Consider the following 25,291-nt stretch of genomic DNA (forward strand, 5'->3'; position numbering starts at 1 on the left):
TCTATATTTGTGTAAATGTAAGAACAAATTGAATATTCGCTATACAAAAGAGGTTGTTGAAATTATAATTGCAACGATGAATAGGGATTCGTTGGATTTTTTGATTCCGATGTTTCCTTTTGCGCATTTTGCTGATTTTTCAATTTTAATCGTCAATCAAACCGATGAAAATGCTATTTTGACCTCCGATTTTCCTACTGTCAAAGTCATTAATTCCTTTGAAATAGGGCTGTCTAAAAGTAGAAATTTGGGATTGAAAAATTCCCGAGGAGAAATTTTAATTTTGGTAGATGACGATGAAGTATTTGCACCTGATTTTATAGAAACAATTGTCGCTGCTTATGAACTGTTTCCTGATGCAGCAGTGATTAGTTTTCAGATTGAAAACGAAAATAGGAAGTTGTTTAAAAAATACCCAAAAAAGAGTCAAAAGTTTTTAAAACCATTGACTTTGTTTTCTGTGATGTCTATTGAAATAACGATAAATAAAGCCATTTTGGATGTCTCAGGAACTGAATTTGATGCTCATTTTGGATTGGGAACAACCTTTGAAATGGGTGAAGAAGCCATTTTTTTGATGGATTTGTATCGTCAGCAACAGCAAATTTCATTTGTACCCAAAGTAATTGCTGCCCATAAAACCCAAACCACTACTGATAAAGTAGATTTTTTACAACGATATTACATTCAAGGCGCTTTTTTGAAACGTGTTGGTATGAAAAATTGGATTTTTCGCGTTTTGCAAAAAATGTTTTATGATGTAAAACAGCAAAAAATAAGGCTAAAAGAAACACCCAAAGCCATTCAATTTGCGTTTAATGGGCGCAAAAAATATTTAGAACTTACCCAATGAAAACTACTCTTAAAGACCTAAAAACGATTGCAATTCCAGTGGTAGAAGACACCCGTGGGAATTTAGGATTTATTCAAAATGATATCCTAACTTTCGATTTTAAGCGAGTTTATTACCTTTTTGATGTGCCAAGTTCAGCATTTAGAGGAGGACATTCGCATATTGTTCAGCAAGAAGTTTTGATTGCTTTAAGCGGGAGTTTTGAAGTGGTGTTGGATGATGGCTTGGATAAAAAAACAATTTTACTCAATAAACCTTCGGTTGGATTACTGATTCCGACAGGGATTTGGAGAGAGTTGCAAAATTTTTCTTCGGGTTCTGTTTGTTTGGTTTTGGCATCGGATGTTTTTGAAGAATCGGATTATATTCGAGAATATCCACAATTTTTGGCTTCCAAACAATGAAATTGCTTTATCTGATTCCGTCTGTCAATAATGCGGGAGGTGTGGCCAAAATACTTGCTCTTAAAACGCATTATTTTATTGAAAAATGGGGTTATGAAATCCACGTAGTTACCCAAAATGAAGGCCATAAAAATCCTTTTTTTGATTTTCATCCTACTATTGTTTGGCATGATATTGAGCGAAAAGGGCAATCGTTGAAGGCTATTTTTCAATATAAAAAGCAACTTAAGGAAGTAGCACTTTCTTTACAACCCGACTGCATTGTTGTTGCAGACAATGGATTGAAAGCCTATTTGGTTCCATTTCTTTTAAACAAAAAAGTACCCATTGTATTCGAATGTCACGGGTCGAAATACCAAAAAGAAGCGCCGTTTTCTATTTCCTTTTTGAGCAAAATGAAATACAATTGCACCCTTTGGTTTAAAGAATGGGCAGCCAAACGATTTGATGCTTTCGTTGTTTTGAATGCTGAAAGCGCCAAAGAGTGGCCTGCATCAAATTGTACAATTATTTCCAATCCCTTAGTAATTAGAACTGCAGAAAAAAAGCAAGTCAGTTCTAAACGCGTAGTGGCAATTGCCAGAAATGCTTATGAAAAAGGATTGGACCGTTTGCTGGTGATATGGCAGCAAGTGGCTAAGCGTCAACCCGAATGGGAACTTTGTATTTATGGCGTTTTGAATCCCGAAACCCAATTGCTTCCGTTGGCTCAGACATTAGGTATTGAAAATAGCGTTACGTTTTATCCACCTGTTGTGGCTGTTGAGACGGTTTATTTAGATAGTGCTGTGTTTGTGATGACTTCGCGTTATGAAGGATTGGGTTTGGTGCTGCTTGAGGCTATGGCTTCTGGTTTGCCTTGTGTGGCTTACGATTGTCCAGTAGGTCCAAGGTCAATTATCACTGATGGTGTAAATGGCTTTTTGGTTGAGGATGGGAATGTTGATGCATTTGTTGAGCGATTGCTTTTGCTTTTTCAGGATGAAAAAATGAGAAAAACTATGGGTGAAAATGCTCAAAAAAGCATAGCTAACTATGAGCTAGATACTATTATGAATCAATGGAAGGCCTTGTTCGATAGTTTGATTATACAGCGTTAGTTTGCAAGTGACATAAATAACCCAATTTGTACCAATCGAAAAGGAGTAAAGATGGTTTTTTTGAACACAAATTTTGGCTGACTTTCTTTTTCGTTTTTTGAAACAACCAACTGAGCAGCCCCGCTAATTTTAATTTTTCCACTAATAAAAATACGCGAGCAATCTTGCTTTCTTTGGTATCGATGATTTGATGGCGGACTAAAAACAACAAGTTTTTTTGCGCCATTTCTGTTTTGGCTAAAAATGCTGTTGAAGTTTCTATATTAAGATGAAAAGTAGGGTTGTCAAGATGGAATACTGTAATGTTGTGTAAAGCTAAATTGGTGAGAAAACAAAAATCTTCATATCCATATTCTTTTAGAGATTCTGGAAACGGAAACTGTGTAGCGATTTCTTTTTTGATTAATAAATTAGAAGTTAAAGCGCTGCTATTAGGTTTTTTATTTCTGATGTTGCAAGGAAGTGCTTCTCTTTTTTGGCCATACACCCAGCGTAACAATTGTGAGTTGTGAGGCTTTTTGGGATGATATATAATGCCTCCAAAAACCAAAGATGACATCGGTTTTTGTATAAACGAAAGGTAGTTTTTGATAAAAAAAGAATCTCTAGGAAAGGTGTCACAATCCAAAAGCAGTAACCAGTCAAACTGTGCTTTTTGAATCAGTAGGTTTCGATTGTTTCCTCTACCTAAATTGACTTTGTTTTTAGAAAAAGTGCAATAGGGTAGCTGCTCGATAGCAAGATTTTCTTCTATATGTGATGTAGAACAATCGTCTTGGCAAAGGATTTCGAATTGAATTCCGGCTGCAACGCATTGTTTGTGTACTTCCAAAACTAATGGAAATACAGCATAATTGTATACCGGAATAAGAACAGAAAGCATTATACCGTGCGCTGAACTACCTCAAAAATTTTGGTGTCCTCACATTTTAAGGTTTTTGAAGGATACTTCATTAACAAAGCGTAATCGTGAGTGGCCATGATGATGGTTTTGCCAAGCGCATTGATGGTTTTTAGTACCTCAAGTACTTCAGCACTGGTTTGTGGGTCTAAGTTTCCAGTAGGTTCATCAGCAAGAATGAATTCTGGGTCGTTAAGCAAAGCTCTAGCAATAGCAACTCTTTGTTGTTCTCCTCCAGAAAGTTGGTGTGGCATTTTGTTGCCAAAATCTTGCATGCCAACTTTGGTAAGCACTTCTTCGATTTTGTTATTCATATCGTTCAAATCTGTCCAGCCTGTAGCTTTGAGTACAAACAACATGTTGTCATTTATGGAACGGTCTGGTAAGAGTTTGAAGTCTTGAAAAACGATTCCGATTCTTCTTCTTAAAAAAGGAATTTCTTCTTCGGTTAAGGTTTCTAAATTGTAATCTACAATATGTCCAGTACCTTCTGTTAAAGGTAAGTCACCGTATAAGGTTTTGAGTAAACTACTTTTTCCTGAACCTGTTTTTCCTATTAAGTAGATGAATTCACCATGTTTTACTTCTAAATTAACATCGGATAAAATGGTTCTTCCTTCTTGATAAATGGTTACGTTGTTTAAAGCTAATACGGTTTGTGACATGATTGAAGTGATTTATTGCGTAAAAGTAAGAAGTTAGCCTTTGTATTCAAAATAAATTCGAAGCTAATGAGCTAAAATCATCAGTTTGATTGTTGCTTCTCTGTGTAATGCTAATAGCGAGAGGCTTTAGTTTGTTTTGTAAAGTAATTTGGGGAAGTTTAAGTAGAATTTTAATGCTTCCAAAAAAGCGCTAATGTTGGCTTTTAACCCTGATAGAAACGGCATCCTTTTGTGAAGCGATAGCGAAACAAAAGATATAGTGTATAGCAGGACGATGTATACAAAAAAGCCTTTTTTTTCTGTTCCTAATTACGATTCTCGATTGGAGTGAGATAATAAAATGTTGTTTCTTCTCGTTTGTAATACGATAAATATGATATATTTGAATCATCAAAAAAATAGCACAATGCGTACCTTTTATTGGCTCCTAATTCTACCTTTTTTACTTTGTTTTTCTGGTGTTTTTGCACAAAAATCTACTGTTTATACTCACGATTTGCAGCGTTTTGATACAGCAATGGATTTGTATACGAATAAGCAATATGCTAGCGCTCAACTTGTTTTTGAAAAAGTACAGCAGAATGTTTCTAATGAGGATATCAAAGGGGATTGTGCGTACTACATTGCAAATTGTGCTATCAGAACAAACGCCAATAATGCTGAGGATTTGGTGGCATTGTTCGTAAAAAAATATCCTACTAGCTCTAAGCGCAATCAGGCTTATGTTGAAGCTGCACATTACTATTTTGAACAAAATAATTACCCAAAAGCTTTGTATTGGTTTGATAAAGTGGAAGCTGACGAACTTACAAAACAAGAATTGGAGCGTTTTAATTTTCAAAAAGGGTATAGCTATTACACCACGAGAAAGAAAAAAGAAGCTACAAAATACTTGAATATGGTTTTGAACTCGGCAGAATACGGTGCTCAGGCTAAGTATTATCTAGGGTTTATGGCGTATGAAGGTGATGATTACAAAGCGGCGACTAAGTATTTTGACGAGGTTTCGGGCGAAGAAAAATACAAAGAGAAGTTGTCGTATTTTCAGGCGGATATGAATTTTAAGTTGGGCAATTTCCAAAAAGCGATTGATTTAGGGGTGAAAGCAATGGCACAATCGAATGAAATGGAGTTGTCTGAATTGAATAAAATTATTGGAGAGAGTTATTTTAATTTAAAAAATTACGAGAAAGCGATTCCTTATTTGTCCGAATACAAAGGGAAAAAAGGCAAATGGAATAATACCGATTTTTACCAATTGGGTTACGCATATTACCAGCAGAAGCAATATGAAAATGCCATTGCACAGTTTAATAAAATCATTGACGGGAAAGATTTTGTGGCTCAAAATGCGTATTATCATTTGGGAGAATCGTATTTGGATTTAGGACAAAAAACGCAGGCATTGAATGCGTTTAAGAATGCTTCTGAAATGGATTTTAATACCGAGCTTCAGGAAGATGCCACACTTAATTATGCTAAGTTGAGTTATGAAATTGGAAATTCTTACGAAAGTGTGCCTTCTATTTTGTTGGCTTTTTTAGATAAATACCCTCGTAATCCTAATGTTGCTGAGGTAGAGCGTTTGTTGATAGATTCTTATATCTCCTCTAAGAATTATAAAGAAGCATTGGTTTTGTTAGAAAGAAATAAAACGGCTGAGAATAAATTGGCTTATCAAAAAGTGTTGTTTTATAGTGGACTAGAGTCTTTTACTGCTGTCGATTATGCAACTGCTAACAAATTATTTAATCGTGCAATAAATGAGTCAAAAGACGCAAATATCACCGCAAGAGCTACTTTCTGGAAAGCCGAATCGGATTTTATCTTAGAAGATTTTAAATCGGCTTTGGCAGGTTTTAAACAATTTGTTGTTTTGCCTAGTGCGCCAACTACGGTGGAGTTTAAAAACAGCAATTATAATTTGGGCTATTCTTGTTTTAAATTAAAAGACTATGAATCGGCAGCGAGTTATTTTCAAAAACAAATCGATACTAATACAGAAGATAAAGCTCGTTTGGCAGACGCTTACTTGCGTTTGGCAGATTGTAGATTTGTGGGGTCAAAATATTGGCCAGCCATTGATAATTATGTAAAAGCCATTGAGCTAAAAAGTGTAGATGCAGATTATGCCTATCTTCAAAAGGCATTGGCATATGGTTTTTTAGGAAAGAATGACAAGAAAATAATAGAGTTAAAAGCTTTCTTGGAGCGTTACAAACAATCTGTTTACAGAGATGATGTGCTATTCGAATTGGGAAATACTTACGTAGCTGACAAAAAAGACGAATTAGCTATAACTACTTATAACCAGTTAATAACCGAATTTCCAGATGGAACCTTTACATCCAAAGCATTGCTGCGACAAGGTTTAGTGTATTATAATGATGATAAAGATGATTTGGCGTTAACCAAGTTCAAAAAAATTGCAACCGATTTTCCCAAAACACCAGAGGCACTCGAAGCAGTTGCTTCGGCTCGTTTGATTTATGTAGATAGCGGGAAAGTAAATGAATATGCGACTTGGGTACGTACGTTGTCATTTGTATCGGTAACTGATGTAGAATTAGATAATGACAGTTATGAAGCCGCCGAAAAACAATTGCAGCAAGGCAATACGAAGCAAGCGATAGCTGGGCTAAATGCATATGTGACCTCTTTCCCTAATGGCGTTCACGCTTTGAAAGCTAATTATCAGTTGGCGCAAGCGTATTATGATGAAGGTGCTGTAGGGAAATCTATCCCTCATTTTGATTTTGTAGTACAACAAGCACGTTCCGAGTACACAGAGCAATCGTTGGTTCGCTTGGCTCAAATTCATCTAAAGGACAAAAGAGCCGATTATGCTATTCCAGTATTGTTGCGTTTAGAAACAGAATCTGATATTGCACAAAATAGGTTTTTTGCTTTGTCTAATTTGATGAAATTGTATTATGAAACGAAAGAATACCCCAAAGCAGTTATTTATGCAGAAAAAGTTTTAGCCGAAGCCAAGATTGAAGAAATGGTGAAAAGCGATGCGCAAATAATTATTGCACGAAGCGCTATTCAAGCTGGAAACGAAACAAAAGCAAAAGAAGCTTATGCGAGATTATTGCCTATTGCTAAAGGGGAATTAGCCGCTGAAGCAATTTATTATGATGCTTATTTTAAAAATAAAGAAGGGAAATTTGAAGCTTCAAATGAAGCGGTTCAAAAATTAGCCAAAAATTATTCTAGCTATCGTTATTTGGGAGCCAAAGGATTGGTCGTTATGGCTAATAATTTTTATGGTTTGAAAGACAGTTTTCAAGCGACTTATATATTAGAAAGTGTCATCAAAAATTTCACTGATTATAAAGATGTGGTTGCTGAAGCACAAACAGCATTGGATACCATAAAAAAAGAGGAAGCTAAAACGAACTCTTCTATTTCAAAATAAAGGCAATCAAAAAGCATTTGTTTTCTATCACTTTTATTAGTTGAAAAAATAGTTCAAATGCAATTATGGAGTTGTAAAGACTCCTAGAAAATCCTACTAAAAATTAGTACAAAAGAGTAAAATAATATGAATTTACACGATAAAATAAAGTATTTTCCAATCAATAGCATCACCAGTATCATTACACTGTTTTTTGTTTTCTCTTTGGGAACCGCTCAAGAAAAGAAAGGAACCATTGGGGCAGAAGAGGTAAATGTTGTGAAATCTTTTTCACCTACAGTATCCGATGCATTCAAGATTAAAGAGACCCCGCTGCTTGATGATAAAGAAAATGCTCAAAAAGAGACAGTAAAATATTCCGTTTTGCCTTTTCCTGTAGCGTCTACTTTTACTCCTGCAAAGGGAGTTGCTGCTAGTGTGGAAAAAGCCAAAGCACAACGCTTGTTCGAAAATTATGCTTCATTGGGTATTGGAAATTACGGAACGCTTCAAGGTTCGTTGTTTGGGTATAAAAAATTACAAGCTAGAGATTTTATAGGAGCAAGTTTTCAGCATCATTCTTCTCAAGGCGGTATAAATGATGTGCTACTCGATGACCATTTTTATGATACCAAATTAGATTTATTTTATGGAGTAAAAGAAAGTGATTATTCTTGGGATGTTGCTGGTGGTTTTCAAAGTCAAACCTATAATTGGTATGGATTGCCAGCTGATTTCGGAAGTTCTTTAACTCCAAGTGAGCGTAACGATTTAATCAATGGAATTGCTCCAGAACAAAAATACAATACCATTACGCTATCAGGAAATTTTGCTATGGACGAAAGTATGTTAGATGAAACAAAAATGAAATTTCATCATTTTACGGATGCTTTTGGCTCTTCAGAAAATCGATTTTCAGTGCAGCCTATTTTTGGATTGGACCTTTGGAACGAAGCAGTTACTTCTTCTATTATTTTGGATTATGTGGGTGGTTCTTTTGAAAACAATTACGTAAAAACCAATACAGATGCCATTGAGTATCGTTTTGTAAATTTAGGTTTAGCACCACGATTTGCCATTGCAGAGAACGATTGGACGTTACAAATTGGAGCGAGCTTGTATTATAGTTTGGCACCAATAACTAGTAATAACAAATTATTTTTTTATCCAAATTTTCAAGCGACTTACAAAGTTGTTGGCGATTTGATGATTTTTTATTTAGGTGCGGATGGAAGCTTAAAACAAAATACCTATAGAGATTTTGTGAACGAAAATCCGTTTCTTTCACCAACTTTATTAATTCAGCCCACAGATTCCAAGTACAATCTTTTTGCTGGATTAAAGGGGAAATTGGCGAATTCAGTTAGTTACAATGTTAGCGCGTCTTACTTGAATGAAGGGAACAAAGCCTTGTTCAAAGCAAATAATTATACAGAAAACAGTGCCAATGAGCCATACGCTTTCGGAAATTCATTAGGTATTGTCTATGATGATGTCAAAACGATGAGCCTTTTTGCAGAATTAAAAGCCGATTTTTCAAGAAACGTGGCCTTCGGAATCAATGCTACTTTAAATACCTATACGACAGATGTGCAAGCAGAGGCTTGGAATTTGCCCACAATGAAAATCAATTCGACATTAGATGTTGTCATTACAGATAAATGGTTTGCAGGCGCCAAAGTCTTTTTCGTAGGCGAGCGAAAAGAGAATCAATTCAACACGGATTTGGTTACCAATTCTACTAGTATTACTTTACCATCTTATTTTGATGTAAACTTGAATGTAGGTTATAAATACAGCGAACGCATTACTGCTTTTTTAAAAGCCAACAATATTGCCAACCAAGCCTATCAAAAATGGCTCAATCTTCCCGTTCAAGGATTTCAAATTGTAGCGGGAGCGAGTTATAAATTCGATTTTTAATGGTATACCGCAATGGCGCGATGGCGCAAAAAAAATCAAATGAAATCTCGTGACATAGCGTCAGAGGTAAAATAAATAAGAAGTAAAGAGAGGATGATAAAGTTTCAATTTTTTATAAGTAATAATTTCTTAGCGACATAGCGCCTTAGCGGTAAATAAAAATGACCTTCAAACAAAAAATACACGCCTACTACCTACAATTAGTGCAAGACCGCATCGATGCCTTTCGCGATATGATTGCCGCATTGACCGAAGATTCAAAAAATGACGCCAAAGGGTCCGCAGGCGACAAGCATGAAACCGCACTTTCTATGATGCATCTTGAGCAAGAAAAATTCAACCACAAACTCCAAGAAGTTTTAGGACAAAAAGCGGTGTTAGACAAAATCGATTCCACCATTATCCCCGAAACCATAGTCGTGGGGAGTTTAGTCGTTGCCAATGGTATTTACCTGTACCTTAGTTTAGCCTTGCCCAAAATCACCATCGAAGGCACAAACATCATCGCGCTTTCGCCTCAATCGCCTTTGGGTAGTAAATTAATGGGTAACAAAGTAGGATTCGAATTCGAAATCAACACCACCAAATACACCATTCAAGAAATATATTAAAAGCAGTAATTGAAGTAGGAGCAGTAAGCATTTGGCTTTCTTGGCTTCATCTTCCCGTAATCCGCTATATCTTTGCTGTCTCGTTTTTTTACAAGACAGCAAAGGATGCCGCTCCTCCCGGGGCTAGCAGGGATTATTTTGGATATTTTGGAAAGAAGGGAAAAAGTAGTTGAAGCTGCAGTTCGGTTATTTTTTTTGCAACTATTGAATAGGAATGGGCTTTAGCCCGTTCTTTAAAATGAGTTTGGTATAGGCTTTAGCCAAAAATGGACTTTAACTTCGGCTAAAGCCTCTAAATCTCTATAGTTTTATCAATAAAGCCCAAGGATTGTTTTAAAGTTTTTGCTTTTGAAAAGCCAATCATTCTATAAATAGTAATGGTAAAAGTAGCGTGACTTTTTCGCGTTTACGAATAGGCAACATGATTTGAAATGATGAGAAGTTTGAGATTGCCCTATTATGCTTGAGAAGTTTTATTCATATTCGAGACATCCTTTAGATTTGTCCTCTGAAAAATAAAAAGAATTAATAAAAATATCTTCTCCATGAAGATGACATAATTATTATCAATATTAATGTTAGTGCAAATACAAATAAAGTGCCAACAACGTGATTTCCCGCGCCATTTGAAAATGTCTCATCTTTTGTCTCTTTAAAATAAAAAGATAATGACTTGGGAGGTTTTCCAGTTAATAATGAATAGCACTTATTAAAAAAAAATCTAATAAATCCTCCAACAAGTTCAAGTATTCCTCTACCAAAAAATATTTCAAAAAAATCCATATTAAATTTACTTAATTGTTTTTCGCTCTACGAAGTATCCTGACTCGTTTCTATTTATACTTTTTTCTATTACGTAAACATACTAAAAGTCTCATGACTTTTTCTGTAAATATTTTTAAAAATTTAGGCTATTTATGGATTTGTATTATTAAAGTAAACGCTTTGTAAAATCTACTTATAGTCAACAACTTCATTTTTAGCAATAAGACTAAAAGCATTTTAAACTTTACTTTTCCTTATCTTAGCAAGACCAAACCCAATCTCAAAATTATGAAATCGCCACTAACAACAAGTTTGTTGAAAACAAACACCGATAAGTAAAAGGCGATACCATATATGACCTCTAAAAAACAAAATTTACATATATGAAATCAATTGCTCTGTTTTTTGTATCCCTATTCCTGTTTTCTTGTACGTCTAACACACAGAAAGAAGTGGATACGCTTGTGACCAACGCGACCATTTATACCGTAAACCCTGCCTTCGAAAAAGCTTCTGCTATGGCGATTAAGGATGGAAAAATTCTGGACATTGGTAATACGGACTCGCTTTTAAAAAAATATACTTCCAAGACTATTTTAGATTACAAAGGAAAATTTATCTATCCTGGATTAATAGATGCCCATTGTCATTTTTATGGGTATGGACTAACCTTGCAAGAAGTAGATTTAAGAGGTACGAAAAGCTTCGAAGAAATAATTGCACGACTGAAAGCTTTTCAAAAAGCAAAAAATCCAACATTTATTGTTGGTAATGGCTGGGACCAAAACGATTGGGCGGTGAAGAAATTTCCATCCAAAGCTGCGCTCGATGCCGCTTTTCCAAACATTCCTGTGGTGCTCAACCGCATTGATGGGCACGCTATTGTGGTCAATTCCAAAGTGCTGCAAATGGCAGGAATTACCGCCAAAACAAAAGCGGAAGGCGGACAAATTGAACTTCAAAATGGTGAACCAACCGGAATTCTGATTGACAATCCTATGGAATTGGTATTTAAAATCATTCCAAAACCCAGTCGAAAAACACAAATCGCCGCGCTTTTAGATGCCGAAAAAGTAATGTTTGATTATGGCTTGACTACTGTGAACGACGCTGGATTGGACCCAGATATTATTCATTTGATAGACAGTTTGCAAAAAGCGGGAAAAATGAAAATCAATGTCTATGCGATGATTACGGCGAATCAAAAAAATATGGATTTGTATTTCAAAAAAGGAATCTACAAAACCAATCAACTGAATGTGCGTTCATTCAAAATGTATGGCGATGGCGCTTTGGGGTCCAGAGGCGCTTGTATGCATAAACCGTATTCGGATAGTCCTAAACAATTTGGAGCTTTGTTGTCTCCAGTGCCTCAATTGAAAGCAGTAGCTCAACAAATTGCCAATTCGCCTTTTCAACTCAATACGCACGCCATCGGAGATTCGGCCAACACCGTTTTGCTTAAAATCTACAAAGAAGTATTGACAGGTAAAAAAGACCGTCGCTGGAAAATTGAACATGCACAAGTAATTCAGGAATCCGACTTTGATTATTTCAAACTCGGAATCATTCCTTCCGTTCAGCCTACACACGCCACTTCGGATATGTATTGGGCAGGTGATCGTTTAGGGAAAGACCGTTTGAAAAATGCCTATGCGTATAAAAAGCTACTTCAAAAAGCAGGTACAATAGCCCTAGGAACTGATTTTCCTGTGGAAGAAGTCAATCCAATGCTTACGTTTCACGCTGCAGTAGTACGTCAAGATGTAAAAGGATTTCCTAAAAATGGTTTCCAAATCGAAAATGCTTTGTCTCGCGAAGAAACCTTAAAAGGAATGACGCTTTGGGCCGCCTATTCTAATTTCGAAGAAAACCAAAAAGGAAGTTTGGAAGTCGGTAAATGGGCGGATTTTGTGGTTTTTGATGCCGATTTGATGCAAGTAGAAGCTAGTCAGATTGTTAAGATGAAGCCTTCAAGTACTTTTATTAAAGGAGCAAAACAAAAATAATCGTACTTAGGTAATGCTTGCGATTTACAGATTTTAAGCGTTTCTTCTAATTGTTTCTGTTTTATATTTCATATTTTATTTAAAAATCCATTTTTGATTATAATTTATAACTAAAAGTGGATTTTGTGTTTTCTATTTATATCTGTTATAGCATCTTTGCTTCATCAAATTAAATAATAAGAATAAAGAAATAAATAATTATGTGCGGAATTGTATGTGCCTTTGACTTAAAACAGAAATCAGAAACCCTAAGACCTCAAGTTTTAGAAATGTCTAAAATTATCCGCCACCGTGGACCAGATTGGAGTGGAATCTTTAGTAATGAAAAAGCGATTTTGTCTCACGAACGTTTGGCCATTGTAGATCCAGCTTCAGGGAAACAACCATTGTTAAGCGAAGATGGCAATTTGATTTTGGCTGCCAATGGCGAAATTTATAACCACCGCGATTTACGCAAACAGTTTGATGGTAAATATCAATTTAAGACCGAAAGTGATTGCGAAGTAATTTTGGCTTTATACAAAGAAAAAGGAGTTGATTTTATTGACGAAATGAATGGAATTTTCGGATTTGCTATTTATGATGTTGAAAAAGACGAGTACTTCGTAGCTCGTGATCATATGGGAATTATTCCTTTATATATAGGATGGGATCAACACGGCACTTTTTATGTAGCTTCTGAATTGAAAGCATTAGAAGGCTATTGTACAAAAATAGAGTTGTTTCCTCCAGGACATTATTTGTCAAGTAAAGATGGTGAGTTTGTACAATGGTACAAAAGAGATTGGACAGACTATGAAGCGGTAAAAGACAATGAAACTAGTATTCCAGCGATTAAAGAAGCTTTAGAAGCTGCGGTTCACAGACAATTAATGAGTGATGTGCCTTATGGAGTGTTGCTTTCAGGAGGTTTGGATTCGTCAATTACATCGGCGGTAGCCAAAAAATACGCTCAAAAACGTATTGAGTCAGACGATCAAGTAGATGCTTGGTATCCACAATTGCACTCGTTTTCTGTTGGTTTAGAAGGTTCACCAGATTTAGCTGCTGCTCAAAAAGTGGCAGAACATATTGGAACGATTCATCACGAAATTAAATTTACCATTCAAGAAGGATTGGATGCCGTTCGTGATGTGATTTACAATCTAGAAACGTATGATGTTACTACTGTAAGAGCGTCAACTCCTATGTGGTTGATGGCAAGAGTCATTAAATCAATGGGAATTAAAATGGTATTGTCTGGTGAAGGTGCCGATGAGTTATTTGGAGGTTATTTGTATTTCCATAAAGCGCCGAATGCAAGAGAATTTCACGAAGAGAACGTTCGTAAATTAGGGAAACTTCATATGTACGATTGTTTGAGAGCGAATAAAAGTTTGGCTGCTTGGGGAATTGAAGGACGTGTACCATTTTTAGACAAAGAGTTTATGGATGTAGCGATGCACATTAATCCTCAAGATAAAATGATCAACAAAGAACATCCAATGGAGAAATGGGTGGTTCGTAAGGCTTTTGAAGACATGTTGCCTGAAAGTGTAGCTTGGAGACAGAAAGAACAATTTAGTGATGGTGTGGGATACAGTTGGATTGATACTTTGAAAGCAGTTGTTGCTGAAGAAGTAACTGACGAACAATTGGCTAATGCTAAATATAAATTCCCTTTGCAAACACCAACTTCAAAAGAGGAGTATTACTACCGTTCTATTTTTGCAGAACATTTCCCAAGTGATGCAGCGGCTTTGTGTGTTCCTCAAGAAGCTAGTGTGGCTTGTAGTACCAAAATCGCCTTAGAATGGGATGAAGCTTTTAAAAACATGAACGATCCATCAGGTAGAGCCGTGGCCAATGTACACGACGATGCCTATGTCAAAGCATAGTTATTATTTGAATTTGATTATTAGTTGTAATGTTGAAAACACGCTCTTTTTAGGGCGTGTTTTTTTTATTGGGATATAAACCATAAATGTTGATAACTTAAGCGCTTAAAAAGGCATTTTGGACCTAAATTCCTTTCGGCTTTTGTATATTTGCGTGTTATACAAAAAATACATTTTTAGAATAAATATATATGAGCGAGGAAATCAATAAGAACAATTATTCGGCAGACAGTATTCAGGCATTAGAAGGAATGGAGCACGTAAGAATGCGTCCATCAATGTATATTGGAGATGTAGGTGTACGTGGTTTGCATCATTTAGTGTATGAGGTGGTAGATAACTCTATCGATGAAGCAATGGGAGGTCATTGTGATACCATTAGTGTAGCTATAAATGAAGATGGTTCTATTACAGTTGAAGACAACGGTCGTGGAATTCCAGTAGGGATTCATAAAAAAGAAGGCGTTTCAGCACTTGAGGTAGTAATGACCAAAATTGGAGCTGGAGGTAAATTTGATAAAGATTCTTATAAAGTATCTGGAGGTCTTCACGGTGTTGGGGTGTCTTGTGTGAATGCTTTATCTTCTCACTTGAGAGCAACCGTTCATAGTAGTGATGGTAAAGTGTATGAGCAAGAATACGAAAGAGGAAAAGCTTTATATCCAGTAAAACAAATTGGGGATACTACTAAAAGAGGTACTATAGTAACTTTTTATCCTGACCCAACCATTTTTACACAAACTACGGAGTATTCATACGATACGCTTTCTGCTCGTATGCGTGAATTGTCTTTTTTGAATAAAGGGATTTCAATCACATTTACAGATAAAAGAGAAGTTGATAAAGATGGTAATTTCCTTGGAGAAGTATTTCATTCTACCGAAGGATTAAAGGAATACATTCGTTATTTGGATGGAAACCGTGAGCCGATTATCACACACGTAATCTCAATGGATCACGAAAAAGGAGAAATTCCTGTTGAAGTAGCTTTGATATACAACACAAGTTATTCTGAAAACATATTTTCGTATGTAAACAATATCAATACACACGAAGGAGGAACGCATTTGCAAGGTTTTAGAAGTGGTTTGACAAGAACGCTTAAAAAATATGCCGATGCCTCTGGTATGCTCGATAAATTAAAGTTTGAAATTACTGGAGATGATTTTCGTGAGGGGTTAACTGCTATTATTTCTGTAAAAGTAGCCGAGCCACAATTTGAGGGTCAAACAAAAACCAAATTAGGAAATAGAGAAGTAGTTTCTCCTGTAAGTCAAGCGGTAGGAGAAATGCTAGAGAATTATTTGGAAGAGAATCCAAATGATGCTAGAATCATTATCCAAAAAGTAATTTTAGCGGCTCAAGCGCGTCACGCAGCTAAGAAAGCTCGTGAAATGGTACAACGTAAAACCGTTATGGGCGGTGGAGGTTTACCTGGTAAATTATCCGATTGTTCAGAACAAGATCCGGCAAGATGTGAAGTGTATCTTGTCGAGGGAGATTCGGCTGGTGGAACAGCAAAACAAGGACGTGATCGTGCGTTTCAAGCTATTTTGCCTTTGAGAGGTAAGATTTTGAACGTGGAGAAAGCAATGCATCACAAAGTTTTTGAAAACGAAGAGATTCGAAATATATTTACAGCACTTGGTGTAACTGTAGGAACAGAAGAAGATAGTAAAGCGCTTAATATTTCTAAACTACGTTATCATAAAGTAATTATTATGTGTGATGCCGATGTCGATGGTAGTCACATTGCTACCTTAATATTAACCTTCTTCTTCCGATTTATGAAAGAGTTAATTGAAGAAGGACACGTTTATATCGCAGCACCACCTTTGTATCTTGTTAAAAAAGGGAATAAGAAAGAATACGCTTGGAATGATGTTCAGAGAGATCAAGCTAACGAAAGAATGGGAGGTAGTGCCTCTATTCAACGTTATAAAGGTCTTGGAGAAATGAATGCTGAGCAATTGTGGGAAACAACTATGGATCCTAACTTTAGAACATTGCGTCAAGTGAATATTGATAGTTTGGTAGAGGCAGATAGAATCTTCTCTATGTTAATGGGAGACGAAGTGCCACCAAGAAGAGATTTTATTGAAAAAAATGCTGTTTATGCCAAAATAGATGCGTAAATTAGGGGATTGATTATAAGAATCAATTTTACATATAAATAAAATTTAAAAAAAAATGAAAGTTACCATTGTAGGAGCAGGAAATGTGGGAGCAACCTGCGCAGATGTAATTGCTTATAGAGGAATTGCAAGTGAAGTAGTATTATTGGATATTAGAGAAGGATTTGCCGAAGGAAAGGCAATGGATATTTCTCAATGCGCAACTAATACTGGATTTAATACAAAAGTTTCAGGTAGTACAAATGATTACACTAAAACAGCTAATAGCGATGTTGTAGTTATTACTTCAGGAATACCAAGAAAACCAGGGATGACAAGAGAGGAATTGATTGGAATCAACGCTGGAATCGTAAAAACAGTAGCTGAAAATGTTTTAGCTCATTCACCAAATTGTATTGTAGTAGTGGTTTCGAACCCAATGGATACTATGACATATTTAGCTTTAAAAGCTACAGGTTTACCAAAAAACAGAATCATTGGAATGGGTGGAGCTTTAGATAGCTCTCGTTTTAGATATTATTTATCAAAAGCATTAGACGTTCCTTCTAATGACATATCAGCAATGGTAATCGGAGGGCACGGAGATACAACTATGATTCCATTAACTCGTTTAGCATCATATAATGGTATTCCAGTGTCACAATTTGCTTCTCAAGAAGTATTGGATAAAGTTGCTGCAGATACTATGGTTGGTGGAGCTACTTTGACAGGATTACTAGGTACATCAGCTTGGTATGCGCCAGGAGCTTCTGTAGCTTACTTAGTGGATAGTATTTTGAATGATCAAAAGAAAATGATTGCTTGCTCTGTTTTCTTAGAAGGAGAATACGGCCAAAACGATATTTGTATCGGTGTACCATGTATTATTGGTAAAAATGGTGTAGAGCAAATCATCGATATCAACTTGAATGAAGCTGAGAAAGCAGCATTTGCTAAAAGTGCTGAAGCGGTTAGAGGTATGAATGCTGATTTGAAAACAGTATTGGCATAACCGTTTTTTATCATTAAAAAAAAAGACTGCACTATTGCAGTTTTTTTTTTGAGATTAATTAATAAAAAAATTGGTTAATCATTTCGTTAATGATATATTTGCTCGGTTTAAAAAAAATGATATAATGCACAGTTGATTTTTTTGTTTTAAAAAAACGATGTCAAGGCTTATTTTATTGAGGTTTAAAACAAAAAAGAGTAATTAAAAAATAATTAATTTTTAGTAATAATGCAGAATAAAGGACTTATTAAATTTTTCGCAATTCTATTTGCATTGGTAAGTATTTACCAACTTTCTTTCACATTTGTCTCTAATAAGATTCAAAGTGATGCTAAATCTTTCGCTGGTGGTAACACTGAAAAAGAAGTAAAATATTTAGATTCCATAGGGAAAGAAAAGGTGTTTAATCTTGGAATCACAGATTACACATACAATGAAGTTAAAGACAAACAAATCAATAAAGGTCTTGACTTAGAAGGAGGAATTAACGTAATTCTTCAAATTTCTGTAAAAGACATTTTGAAAGGATTGTCTAATAACTCAAAAAATCCAGTATTCAATAAGTCTTTAGCTGATGCTACTGCTAATCAACAAGGGAATCAAACGTATTTAGATGCCTTCTTTGAAGCTTTTGAAGCTAATGCTAATGGAACTACAAAGTTAGCTTCTCCTGAAATTTTCGCAAACAGAAGCTTGCAAGGTGATGGTGGTGTTGATTTTCAAATGACAGATGCTCAAGTTCAAAAAGTAATTAAAAGAAAAGTAAACGAATCTGTTGAAAGTGCTTTTGGTGTTTTAAGAGAGCGTATCGACAAATTTGGTGTTACTCAACCTAATATTCAAAAAATTGGTGAGTCAGGTAGAATCCTTGTAGAGTTACCAGGGGCTAAAGATGTTGATAGAATCAAAAGATTATTACAAGGAAAAGCAGAATTGCAATTCTGGGAAACCTATAAAATTGAAGAGATTGGTAACTTCTTGGTTGCTGCTAATGACGCTTTAAAGAAAACAGAAGTTGCAAAAGTAGAAACTAAAAAAGTTGCAAAAGATAGTTTAAGTGCTTTATTGACTGACGAAAAAGATTCTACTGCAACAAAAGCAGGAAAAAATCCTTTGTTTGATAAAATTATTGCGCAAGGTGGTGGGCCAGTTTTAGGAATGTTTTCTCCAAAAGATACGGCTGTTGTTAATGGTTATTTAAAAAGACCAGACGTAAGAAATTTATTAGCTGGTGAGCAACGCTATGCTAAATTTGTTTGGGGTAAACCAACAACTATTCAAGATGCTAAAGCAAAAGATAAAAAAATCGATGCGGTTGAGTTATATGCTTTAAAAGGAAATAGAAATGATGCGCCTTCAATGGCAGGTGGCGTGGTAACAGATGCTACTGATACATTTGACCAAATGGGTAAACCAGCAGTTTCTATGCAAATGAATAGCAAAGGAGCCAAAGAATGGGAAGAATTAACAGGAAGAGCTTATACTTCAAAAGGATATATTGCTATCGTACTGGATAATGTGGTTTATTCTGCACCAGGAGTATCTAGTGGACCAATTGCTGGTGGAAGATCTGAAATCTCTGGTAACTTTGATATTACAGAAACTAAAGATTTAGCTAACGTTTTAAGAGCAGGTAAATTGCCAGCTGCAGCTGATATTGTTCAATCTGAAGTAGTAGGACCATCTTTAGGTCAAGAAGCAATTGATAATGGAACAACCTCTGCATTGGTTGGTTTGTTATTGGTGTCACTTTGGATGTTAGTGTATTATGGTAGAGCTGGTTGGTATGCAAATATTGCATTGGCGGTTAACTTATTATTCTTGTTTGGAATTTTAGCAAGTTTAGGTGCTGTACTTACTTTACCAGGTATTGCAGGTATTGTTTTAACAATGGGTACAGCAGTAGATGCGAATATCATTATCTATGAAAGAGCTAAGGAAGAACTTCGTTCTGGAAAGACTTTAAATGAGGCAGTAATTGCTTCGTATAGCTGGAAAGGTGCAATGCGTTCTATCGTTGATGCTAACGTAACACATATTTTGACTGGTGCTGTTTTATTCATTTTTGGTTCTGGACCAATCAAAGGTTTTGCTACTACATTATTAATAGGTATTATAACTTCTTTGTTTACATCTATTTTTATTGCTAGAATTTTTATTGATAGAAATATTGCAGGTAAAAATGATTTATCATTCGTTACTAATTTCTCTAAAAACTTCTTTACGAATTTCCATTATAACTTCTTAGGAATTAAAAAATGGTCCTATGCATTTTCAGCTATTGTAACCGTAGTTTCTATTATTTCTATCGCTACTAATGGTTTTGATCAAGGTGTGGATTTTGTTGGAGGAAGAACGTTCCAAGTTCGTTTTGATAAATCTATGAAGCCTGAAGAGATTAAAGAAGAATTAACTGCAATCTTTGGAAGCGCTGAGGTTAAGATTTTTGGTCAAGACAATCAGTTGAAAATTACAACTAAATATAAAATTCAAGAAACGGGTATAGCAGCTGACGAAGAAGTTAATAAATTGCTTTATGCATCTTTGAAAAAGTATTATTCACCTGATGTTACTTATGATAAGTTTGTTAATGCTTATGAAGGGAAAAAATTGGGTATTGTTTTAGCTTCTAAAGTTGGACCTACTGTAGCAGAAGATATCAAAACGAATGCTTATTGGGCGGTTTTAGGTGCAATGCTTATTGTTGGATTGTACTTAGTAATTAGTTTTAGAAAATGGCAGTACAGTTTAGGAGCTATCGCTGCTGTTGCGCATGATGTTATCTTTGTATTAGGTATCTATTCATTGTGTTACAAATTCATGCCATTCGGAATGGAGATTGACCAACACTTTATTGCGGCAATCCTAACAGTTATTGGTTACTCTATGAATGATACTGTAATTGTATTCGATAGAGTTCGTGAATTCTTAGACGGTAAAACTAAAGGTAACTTTAGTGAAATTGTAAATAACTCTATTAATTCTACTATGTCAAGAACAATTAATACGTCATTAACAATGATTGTAGTATTGTTAATCATGTTTGTATTTGGTGGAGAGTCAATTAGAGGATTTATCTTCGCTATGTTGATTGGTATTATAGTTGGAACATATTCTTCATTATTTATTGCAACTCCAGTATTAGTGGATTCTATCTCTATTGCTGATAAAAAAATAATCGAAGAAAGACACAACGAGAATAAATAAGTTATAGTCTTTTTATAACTAAGGGCGCATTGTATAATGCGCCCTTTTTTTTGTTTATATATTTAGGTTTATAGTTGTGTTTTCTAAAATAGGAATTGTTGATCAGTTGCGTGAGGGATGGCAGTGGAGCTCTCCCGATTTTTCATCGGGAAGCGGGAACGTACAGCCCGACCCGGAATTTTTATGGAGGGTCACGCCCAAAAATAACTTTTGTTTTATATTTACTTTGAGGGTAATTTATTAGATTTGTTTTGAAGTATTTTTATAAAATTGTCTTCCATTTTAAATTAATTTCACATATATGAAAAAAGTAATTTTAAGTACTATGATTGTTTCTTCTTCTTTGCTTTCGTATGGGCAATCCGCGATAAAGTATCCTGCCACTAAAAAGACTGACAAAGTAGATGTTTATTTTGGTAATTCTATTCCAGACCCTTTTAGATGGTTGGAAGATGACCGTTCAGCCGAGACTGCCGAATGGGTAAAAGAGCAAAACAAAGTGACCTTCGATTATTTAGCAGCGATTCCTTTTCGAAATACGATTAAAGCACGTATGGAAAAACTTTGGAATTATGAAAAAGTTTCAGCTCCTTTCAAAGAAGGAGATTATACGTATTATTATAAAAATAATGGATTGCAAAACCAATCAGTATTGTATAGAAAAGATGCTAAAGGGGCTGAAGAGTTGTTTTTAGATCCCAATACTTTTTCTAAAGACGCCACAACTTCATTGGATGGTTTGAGTTTTTCTAAAGATGGTTCTTTAGTGGCTTATTCTATCTCAGAAGCGGGAAGTGATTGGAGAAAAGTTATTTTTATTGATGCTAAAACGAAGCAGAGTATAGGTGAACCTTTAGTGGATGTAAAGTTTAGCGGTTTGTCTTGGAAAGGTAACGAAGGGATTTTTTATTCTAGTTACGAAAAACCAAAAGGAAGTGAACTTTCGGCAAAAACAGACCAACACCGCTTATTCTTTCATAAGCTTGGAACCAAACAAGCCGAAGATGCTATTCTATTTGGTAACCAAGAAAAACGCAGATATGTTGGTGGCTATGTATCGGATGATAATCGTTATTTGTTTATTTCTGCAGCTAATTCTACCTCAGGGAATGAATTGTACTTTAAAGATTTGTCTGTTGCAAATAGCCCTATTGTTGCAATTCATAAAGGATTTGAATATGATGTAGACGTATTGGATAATGAAGGCAGTAAATTGTTTATTGTTACCAATTTAAAAGCGCCTAACAAAAGAATTGTTACTGTAGATGTAGCAAACCCAGGTGTTGAAAACTGGAAAGATTTGATTCCAGAAACCGAGCAAGTATTAAATCCATCGACTGGTGCTGGATATATTTTTGCTAATTATATGAAAGACGCTGTGTCTGTTGTCAAACAATTTGATTATAAAGGAAAACTAATCCGTACTATTGCCTTGCCAGGTGTTGGTACAGCTTCAGGTTTTGGAGGAAAAGCCAAAGATAAAGAGTTGTATTTTTCATTTACCAACTACGTTACACCAGGAACCACTTATACCTTCTTCCCTGAAAGTGGTAAGTCGTCTGTTTATGTTAAGCCTAAAGTTGATTTTGTTTCTGAAAATTATGAATCTAAACAAGTATTTTTTACTTCAAAAGACGGAACCAAAGTTCCGATGATTATTACCCATAAGAAAGGATTGCAATTAAACGGAAAGAATCCAACTATTTTGTATGGTTATGGTGGATTTAATGTGAGTTTAACACCAAGTTTTAGCATTGCCAATGCAGTTTGGTTAGAAATGGGCGGAATTTATGCTGTTGCCAATATGCGTGGAGGCGGTGAATACGGTAAAAAATGGCACGATGCGGGAACCAAAATGCAAAAACAAAATGTATTTGATGATTTCATTGCGGCGGGTGAGTATTTAATTGCTCAAAAATATACTTCATCAGATTTCTTAGCAATTCGCGGTGGTTCTAATGGTGGTTTATTGGTTGGAGCTGTAATGACACAAAGACCAGACTTGATGAAGGTTGCACTTCCGGCAGTAGGTGTTTTGGATATGTTGCGTTACCATACGTTTACTGCCGGTGCAGGTTGGGCGTATGATTATGGCACAGCTGAAGATTCCAAAGAAATGTTTAATTATTTAAAAGGTTATTCACCAGTACATAATGTTAAGTCAGGAGTAAAATATCCTGCTACATTGGTAACAACGGGAGATCATGATGATCGTGTAGTTCCGGCGCACAGTTTTAAATTTGCAGCTGAATTACAAGAAAAACAAACAGGCAGTAACCCCGTTTTGATTCGTATTGAGACCAATGCCGGTCATGGTGCTGGAAAACCAGTTTCTAAAACCATTGAAGAAGCTGCCGATATTCAGGCGTTTACTTTGTTCAATATGGGATTTAAATCCATTCCTAAATAATACAAATTTTTAGTTTACTTTTGAAAGCATTCCTAGATTCATAGGAATGCTTTTTTATTTAACCCAATTATGTGCATGCGATTATTTATTTCTTTTTTATTTCTCCTTTGTAGTAATCTTATATGGTGTCAATCGAGTAATGATAGTTGGAAAGTAGGTTTTTCTTATGGAACAGGAAATGCTTTTAAAAACACCGATTATACGTATACCAATTCCAGTTATAAAGTGTTGTTTTATAAAAAATGGGGGACTTACAAGGGAATTGATTTTTCTTTTTTCTTTGGCCCAGAATACAATCACGCTTCTCATCAATTGCTGAATTTTTATTTTGTAAAACCTGAAACGCCAAATTATGAAGCCAAACGAGACGCTTTTATGCAATTAAAAACCATTAACGAAGTTGTTTTGCATTTAGGAATGACGGTTCAAAAAAAGATCAGTAAACGAAGTGCTATTTACGTTTTAGGAAGCATAAGTCCTATGCTTACAGATACCGAGACCGAACGCTTGTCTAAAGGTTTTGCTTTTTGTGATATTTTAGCACTAGGGTATACTTTAGAGTTAAAACATTTTTTACTAGATATAAGGCCTAGTTTTCGACACACTTCCAATGCGGGTTTGAATACTTCCAATGCGGGTTTTAATACTAAAAATATAGAACTAGGAATTGTTTTTCCATTATAAAAAAAGCGCTACTTAAAGAAGTAGCGCTTTTTTCAAAAATATAGATTAAGCTTCTTTTTTGGCTTTAAAAACAAAAAACAAACCAATAAGGATAAATGGTATGCTCAACCATTGTCCCGTTGAAAGAATGTTGCCCAATTCGCTTTCAAAACCGCCTTGACTTTCTTTTACCGACTCAACAATGATACGAACTGTAAATAAAAGTACTAGAAACAATCCGAACAAAAAGCCTGATTTCTTTCTCGCTTCTGTTTTCCAATACAAGAAAAACAAAATGGCAAAAACGAAGATGTAACAAAATGCCTCATACAACTGAGTTGGGTGTTTTGCAGGAACTTGTGCTAATAAATTGGCAAATCTAGGATCTGTTGCAATCGCAGTATAGGCTTCATTTGGATTGGCAATTCCAGTAGCATTTACAACGTCTCTTGGGCTAAATTGATCTCTCAAAAAGCGAATCCCAAAAGAAGAGGTGGTTTCTTTTCCGATAATTTCTGAATTGAAAAAGTTACCCAAACGTACAAAAATAGCACCACTAGCCACAGGAATTACTACGCGATCCAAAATCCATAATTGTGGGCGTTTCAATATGTTTTTGCTGTAGAAATACATAGCAATTACTATAGAAATAGCAGCACCATGACTGGCTAAACCTGTAAAACCTGTAAATTCCCAACCCTTGATGAAACCCAAAAGGTTTCCATTGACATTTTCACGAATTGGAAGTGCAATTTCAACTAGATGATTGCGGTAATATTCCCAATCATAAAAGAAAACATGACCTAATCGTGCCCCAAGTAAAGTGGCTAAAACTGTCCATATAAAAAGCGAATCCAATTTGTCTATCGGTTCTCCTTCGCGTTCAAAAATATGTTTCATGATGTACCAACCCAATCCAAAAGCTACTACAAACATTAGGCTGTAATATCGAATCATAAAAAAGCCTAAATCTAATCCTTCAGATGGATTCCAAACCAAGTTCAAAGCGTGTGTCATGTGTAATTTTTTTTGTAAATATAAACTTTAAATGTAATCAAATTGAAAACGTTTAATTACTATTTGTGTGTGCATTTTTTTTCAGGAACAGGGTCGTAGCCTTTTCCTCCCCATGGATGACAACTCAAAATCCGTTTCAAACCCAAATAAGTGCCAAACAAAAAGCCATGTTTCTGCAACGCTTCTATCATATAGCTCGAGCAAGTGGGCTCGTACCTGCAGGCGGCTGGTGTAAAAGGGGAGATGGCTCCTTGATAAAAGCGTACCAAAAGAATTAATGGGTAGGTAAAAAATTTATTTAACATCATCTTTTGTTAGTCAACTACTAATTAGGAGCAGGTAAATAAGGCATTTTCAGTA

17 protein-coding genes are annotated in these 25,291 nt (G+C 35.4%); 13 read left to right on the forward strand and 4 right to left on the reverse strand.

The annotated features are described in order from the left end of the window. Positions 1-28: 28 nt before the first annotated feature. The 3 genes from ACSVH9_RS01195 to ACSVH9_RS01205 are packed head-to-tail and all read left to right on the forward strand — an operon-like array spanning position 29 to position 2,357. Complete coding sequence (locus ACSVH9_RS01195) at positions 29-853, forward strand: glycosyltransferase family 2 protein (protein WP_438062110.1); 825 nt, start codon at positions 29-31, stop codon at positions 851-853. Then, a complete protein-coding gene (locus ACSVH9_RS01200) occupies positions 850-1,257 on the forward strand; it encodes a sugar 3,4-ketoisomerase (protein ID WP_438062111.1) in 408 nt (135 codons plus the stop codon). Before ACSVH9_RS01195 ends, ACSVH9_RS01200 begins: the two co-directional genes overlap by 4 nt. Continuing rightward, a complete protein-coding gene (locus ACSVH9_RS01205; RefSeq protein ID WP_438062112.1) occupies positions 1,254-2,357 on the forward strand; it encodes a glycosyltransferase family 4 protein in 1,104 nt (367 codons plus the stop codon). The genes ACSVH9_RS01200 and ACSVH9_RS01205 overlap by 4 nt, the downstream gene beginning before the upstream one ends. Here ACSVH9_RS01205 and ACSVH9_RS01210 read toward each other — a convergent pair. Together ACSVH9_RS01210 and ACSVH9_RS01215 are read right to left on the reverse strand one after the other, a co-directional pair. Further along, positions 2,344-3,240 carry a glycosyltransferase family 2 protein gene (locus ACSVH9_RS01210; protein WP_438062113.1) on the reverse strand — a complete coding sequence of 299 codons (897 nt, stop codon included), beginning with the start codon at positions 3,238-3,240 and terminating at the stop codon, positions 2,344-2,346. The genes ACSVH9_RS01205 and ACSVH9_RS01210 overlap by 14 nt on opposite strands. Beyond that, a complete protein-coding gene (locus tag ACSVH9_RS01215) occupies positions 3,240-3,923 on the reverse strand; it encodes a cell division ATP-binding protein FtsE (protein ID WP_300978402.1) in 684 nt (227 codons plus the stop codon). Before ACSVH9_RS01215 ends, ACSVH9_RS01210 begins: the two co-directional genes overlap by 1 nt. A gap of 406 nt (positions 3,924-4,329) precedes the next feature. On the opposite strand from ACSVH9_RS01215, the gene ACSVH9_RS01220 reads away from it, so the two are divergent. The 10 genes from ACSVH9_RS01220 to ACSVH9_RS01265 all read left to right on the forward strand — a co-directional run bounded on the left by ACSVH9_RS01220 (position 4,330) and on the right by ACSVH9_RS01265 (position 23,935). Then, entirely contained in the window at positions 4,330-7,344 is a 3,015-nt protein-coding gene (locus ACSVH9_RS01220; protein WP_438062114.1) for a tetratricopeptide repeat protein, read from the forward strand. A gap of 126 nt (positions 7,345-7,470) precedes the next feature. Next, positions 7,471-9,246 (forward strand): TonB-dependent receptor, encoded by a 1,776-nt coding sequence (locus ACSVH9_RS01225; protein ID WP_438062115.1) that lies wholly within the window; start codon positions 7,471-7,473, stop codon positions 9,244-9,246. Between the two features lie 161 nt (positions 9,247-9,407). Then, a complete protein-coding gene (locus ACSVH9_RS01230; protein WP_438062116.1) occupies positions 9,408-9,857 on the forward strand; it encodes a hypothetical protein in 450 nt (149 codons plus the stop codon). Between the two features lie 1,148 nt (positions 9,858-11,005). Next, positions 11,006-12,631, forward strand: a complete 1,626-nt coding sequence (locus ACSVH9_RS01235; protein ID WP_438062117.1) for an amidohydrolase — start codon at positions 11,006-11,008, stop codon at positions 12,629-12,631. A gap of 200 nt (positions 12,632-12,831) precedes the next feature. Then, positions 12,832-14,508 (forward strand): asparagine synthase B, encoded by a 1,677-nt coding sequence (gene asnB / locus ACSVH9_RS01240; RefSeq protein ID WP_438062118.1) that lies wholly within the window; start codon positions 12,832-12,834, stop codon positions 14,506-14,508. Positions 14,509-14,699: 191 nt separating this feature from the next. Next, on the forward strand, positions 14,700-16,643 hold the full coding sequence (gene gyrB, locus ACSVH9_RS01245) for a DNA topoisomerase (ATP-hydrolyzing) subunit B (RefSeq protein WP_438062119.1): 1,944 nt from the start codon (positions 14,700-14,702) through the stop codon (positions 16,641-16,643). Between the two features lie 55 nt (positions 16,644-16,698). After that, positions 16,699-17,634, forward strand: coding sequence for a malate dehydrogenase (mdh, locus tag ACSVH9_RS01250; protein ID WP_159683078.1), 936 nt, complete (start codon positions 16,699-16,701; stop codon positions 17,632-17,634). 228 nt (positions 17,635-17,862) lie between these two features. Next, positions 17,863-20,841: a protein translocase subunit SecDF gene (gene secDF / locus ACSVH9_RS01255; protein WP_438062120.1), complete on the forward strand. Its 2,979-nt coding sequence runs from the start codon at positions 17,863-17,865 to the stop codon at positions 20,839-20,841. 301 nt (positions 20,842-21,142) lie between these two features. Continuing rightward, the gene (locus tag ACSVH9_RS01260; RefSeq protein WP_438062121.1) at positions 21,143-23,251 is read left to right on the forward strand and encodes a prolyl oligopeptidase family serine peptidase; all 2,109 of its coding nucleotides are present in this window, start codon (positions 21,143-21,145) and stop codon (positions 23,249-23,251) included. A 75-nt stretch (positions 23,252-23,326) separates the two neighbouring features. Next, positions 23,327-23,935, forward strand: a complete 609-nt coding sequence (locus tag ACSVH9_RS01265) for an acyloxyacyl hydrolase (RefSeq protein WP_438062122.1) — start codon at positions 23,327-23,329, stop codon at positions 23,933-23,935. A gap of 45 nt (positions 23,936-23,980) precedes the next feature. Here ACSVH9_RS01265 and lgt read toward each other — a convergent pair whose 3' ends face one another. Further along, positions 23,981-24,931 (reverse strand): prolipoprotein diacylglyceryl transferase, encoded by a 951-nt coding sequence (gene lgt, locus ACSVH9_RS01270; RefSeq protein ID WP_438062123.1) that lies wholly within the window; start codon positions 24,929-24,931, stop codon positions 23,981-23,983. A gap of 59 nt (positions 24,932-24,990) precedes the next feature. After that, positions 24,991-25,236, reverse strand: coding sequence for a membrane protein insertion efficiency factor YidD (gene yidD, locus ACSVH9_RS01275; RefSeq protein ID WP_438062517.1), 246 nt, complete (start codon positions 25,234-25,236; stop codon positions 24,991-24,993). Positions 25,237-25,291: the final 55 nt, after the last annotated feature.

Source organism: Flavobacterium sp. RSSB_23 (assembly GCF_051547145.1).
In the GTDB taxonomy this organism is placed as follows: Bacteria; Bacteroidota; Bacteroidia; order Flavobacteriales; family Flavobacteriaceae; genus Flavobacterium.

Bases quoted from the DNA above. Each gene is read 5' to 3' on its own strand.
- ACSVH9_RS01200 (WP_438062111.1), top strand. From the start codon at position 850: ATGAAAACTACTCTTAAAGACCTAAAAACGATTGCAATTCCAGTGGTA.
- gyrB (WP_438062119.1), top strand. From the start codon at position 14,700: ATGAGCGAGGAAATCAATAAGAACAATTATTCGGCAGACAGTATTCAG.
- ACSVH9_RS01220 (WP_438062114.1), top strand. From the start codon at position 4,330: ATGCGTACCTTTTATTGGCTCCTAATTCTACCTTTTTTACTTTGTTTT.
- asnB (WP_438062118.1), top strand. From the start codon at position 12,832: ATGTGCGGAATTGTATGTGCCTTTGACTTAAAACAGAAATCAGAAACC.
- ACSVH9_RS01265 (WP_438062122.1), top strand. From the start codon at position 23,327: ATGCGATTATTTATTTCTTTTTTATTTCTCCTTTGTAGTAATCTTATA.
- lgt (WP_438062123.1), bottom strand. From the start codon at position 24,931: ATGACACACGCTTTGAACTTGGTTTGGAATCCATCTGAAGGATTAGAT.
- mdh (WP_159683078.1), top strand. From the start codon at position 16,699: ATGAAAGTTACCATTGTAGGAGCAGGAAATGTGGGAGCAACCTGCGCA.
- ACSVH9_RS01215 (WP_300978402.1), bottom strand. From the start codon at position 3,923: ATGTCACAAACCGTATTAGCTTTAAACAACGTAACCATTTATCAAGAA.
- yidD (WP_438062517.1), bottom strand. From the start codon at position 25,236: ATGTTAAATAAATTTTTTACCTACCCATTAATTCTTTTGGTACGCTTT.
- ACSVH9_RS01260 (WP_438062121.1), top strand. From the start codon at position 21,143: ATGAAAAAAGTAATTTTAAGTACTATGATTGTTTCTTCTTCTTTGCTT.
- ACSVH9_RS01210 (WP_438062113.1), bottom strand. From the start codon at position 3,240: ATGCTTTCTGTTCTTATTCCGGTATACAATTATGCTGTATTTCCATTA.
- ACSVH9_RS01205 (WP_438062112.1), top strand. From the start codon at position 1,254: ATGAAATTGCTTTATCTGATTCCGTCTGTCAATAATGCGGGAGGTGTG.
- ACSVH9_RS01235 (WP_438062117.1), top strand. From the start codon at position 11,006: ATGAAATCAATTGCTCTGTTTTTTGTATCCCTATTCCTGTTTTCTTGT.
- ACSVH9_RS01225 (WP_438062115.1), top strand. From the start codon at position 7,471: ATGAATTTACACGATAAAATAAAGTATTTTCCAATCAATAGCATCACC.
- ACSVH9_RS01230 (WP_438062116.1), top strand. From the start codon at position 9,408: ATGACCTTCAAACAAAAAATACACGCCTACTACCTACAATTAGTGCAA.
- secDF (WP_438062120.1), top strand. From the start codon at position 17,863: ATGCAGAATAAAGGACTTATTAAATTTTTCGCAATTCTATTTGCATTG.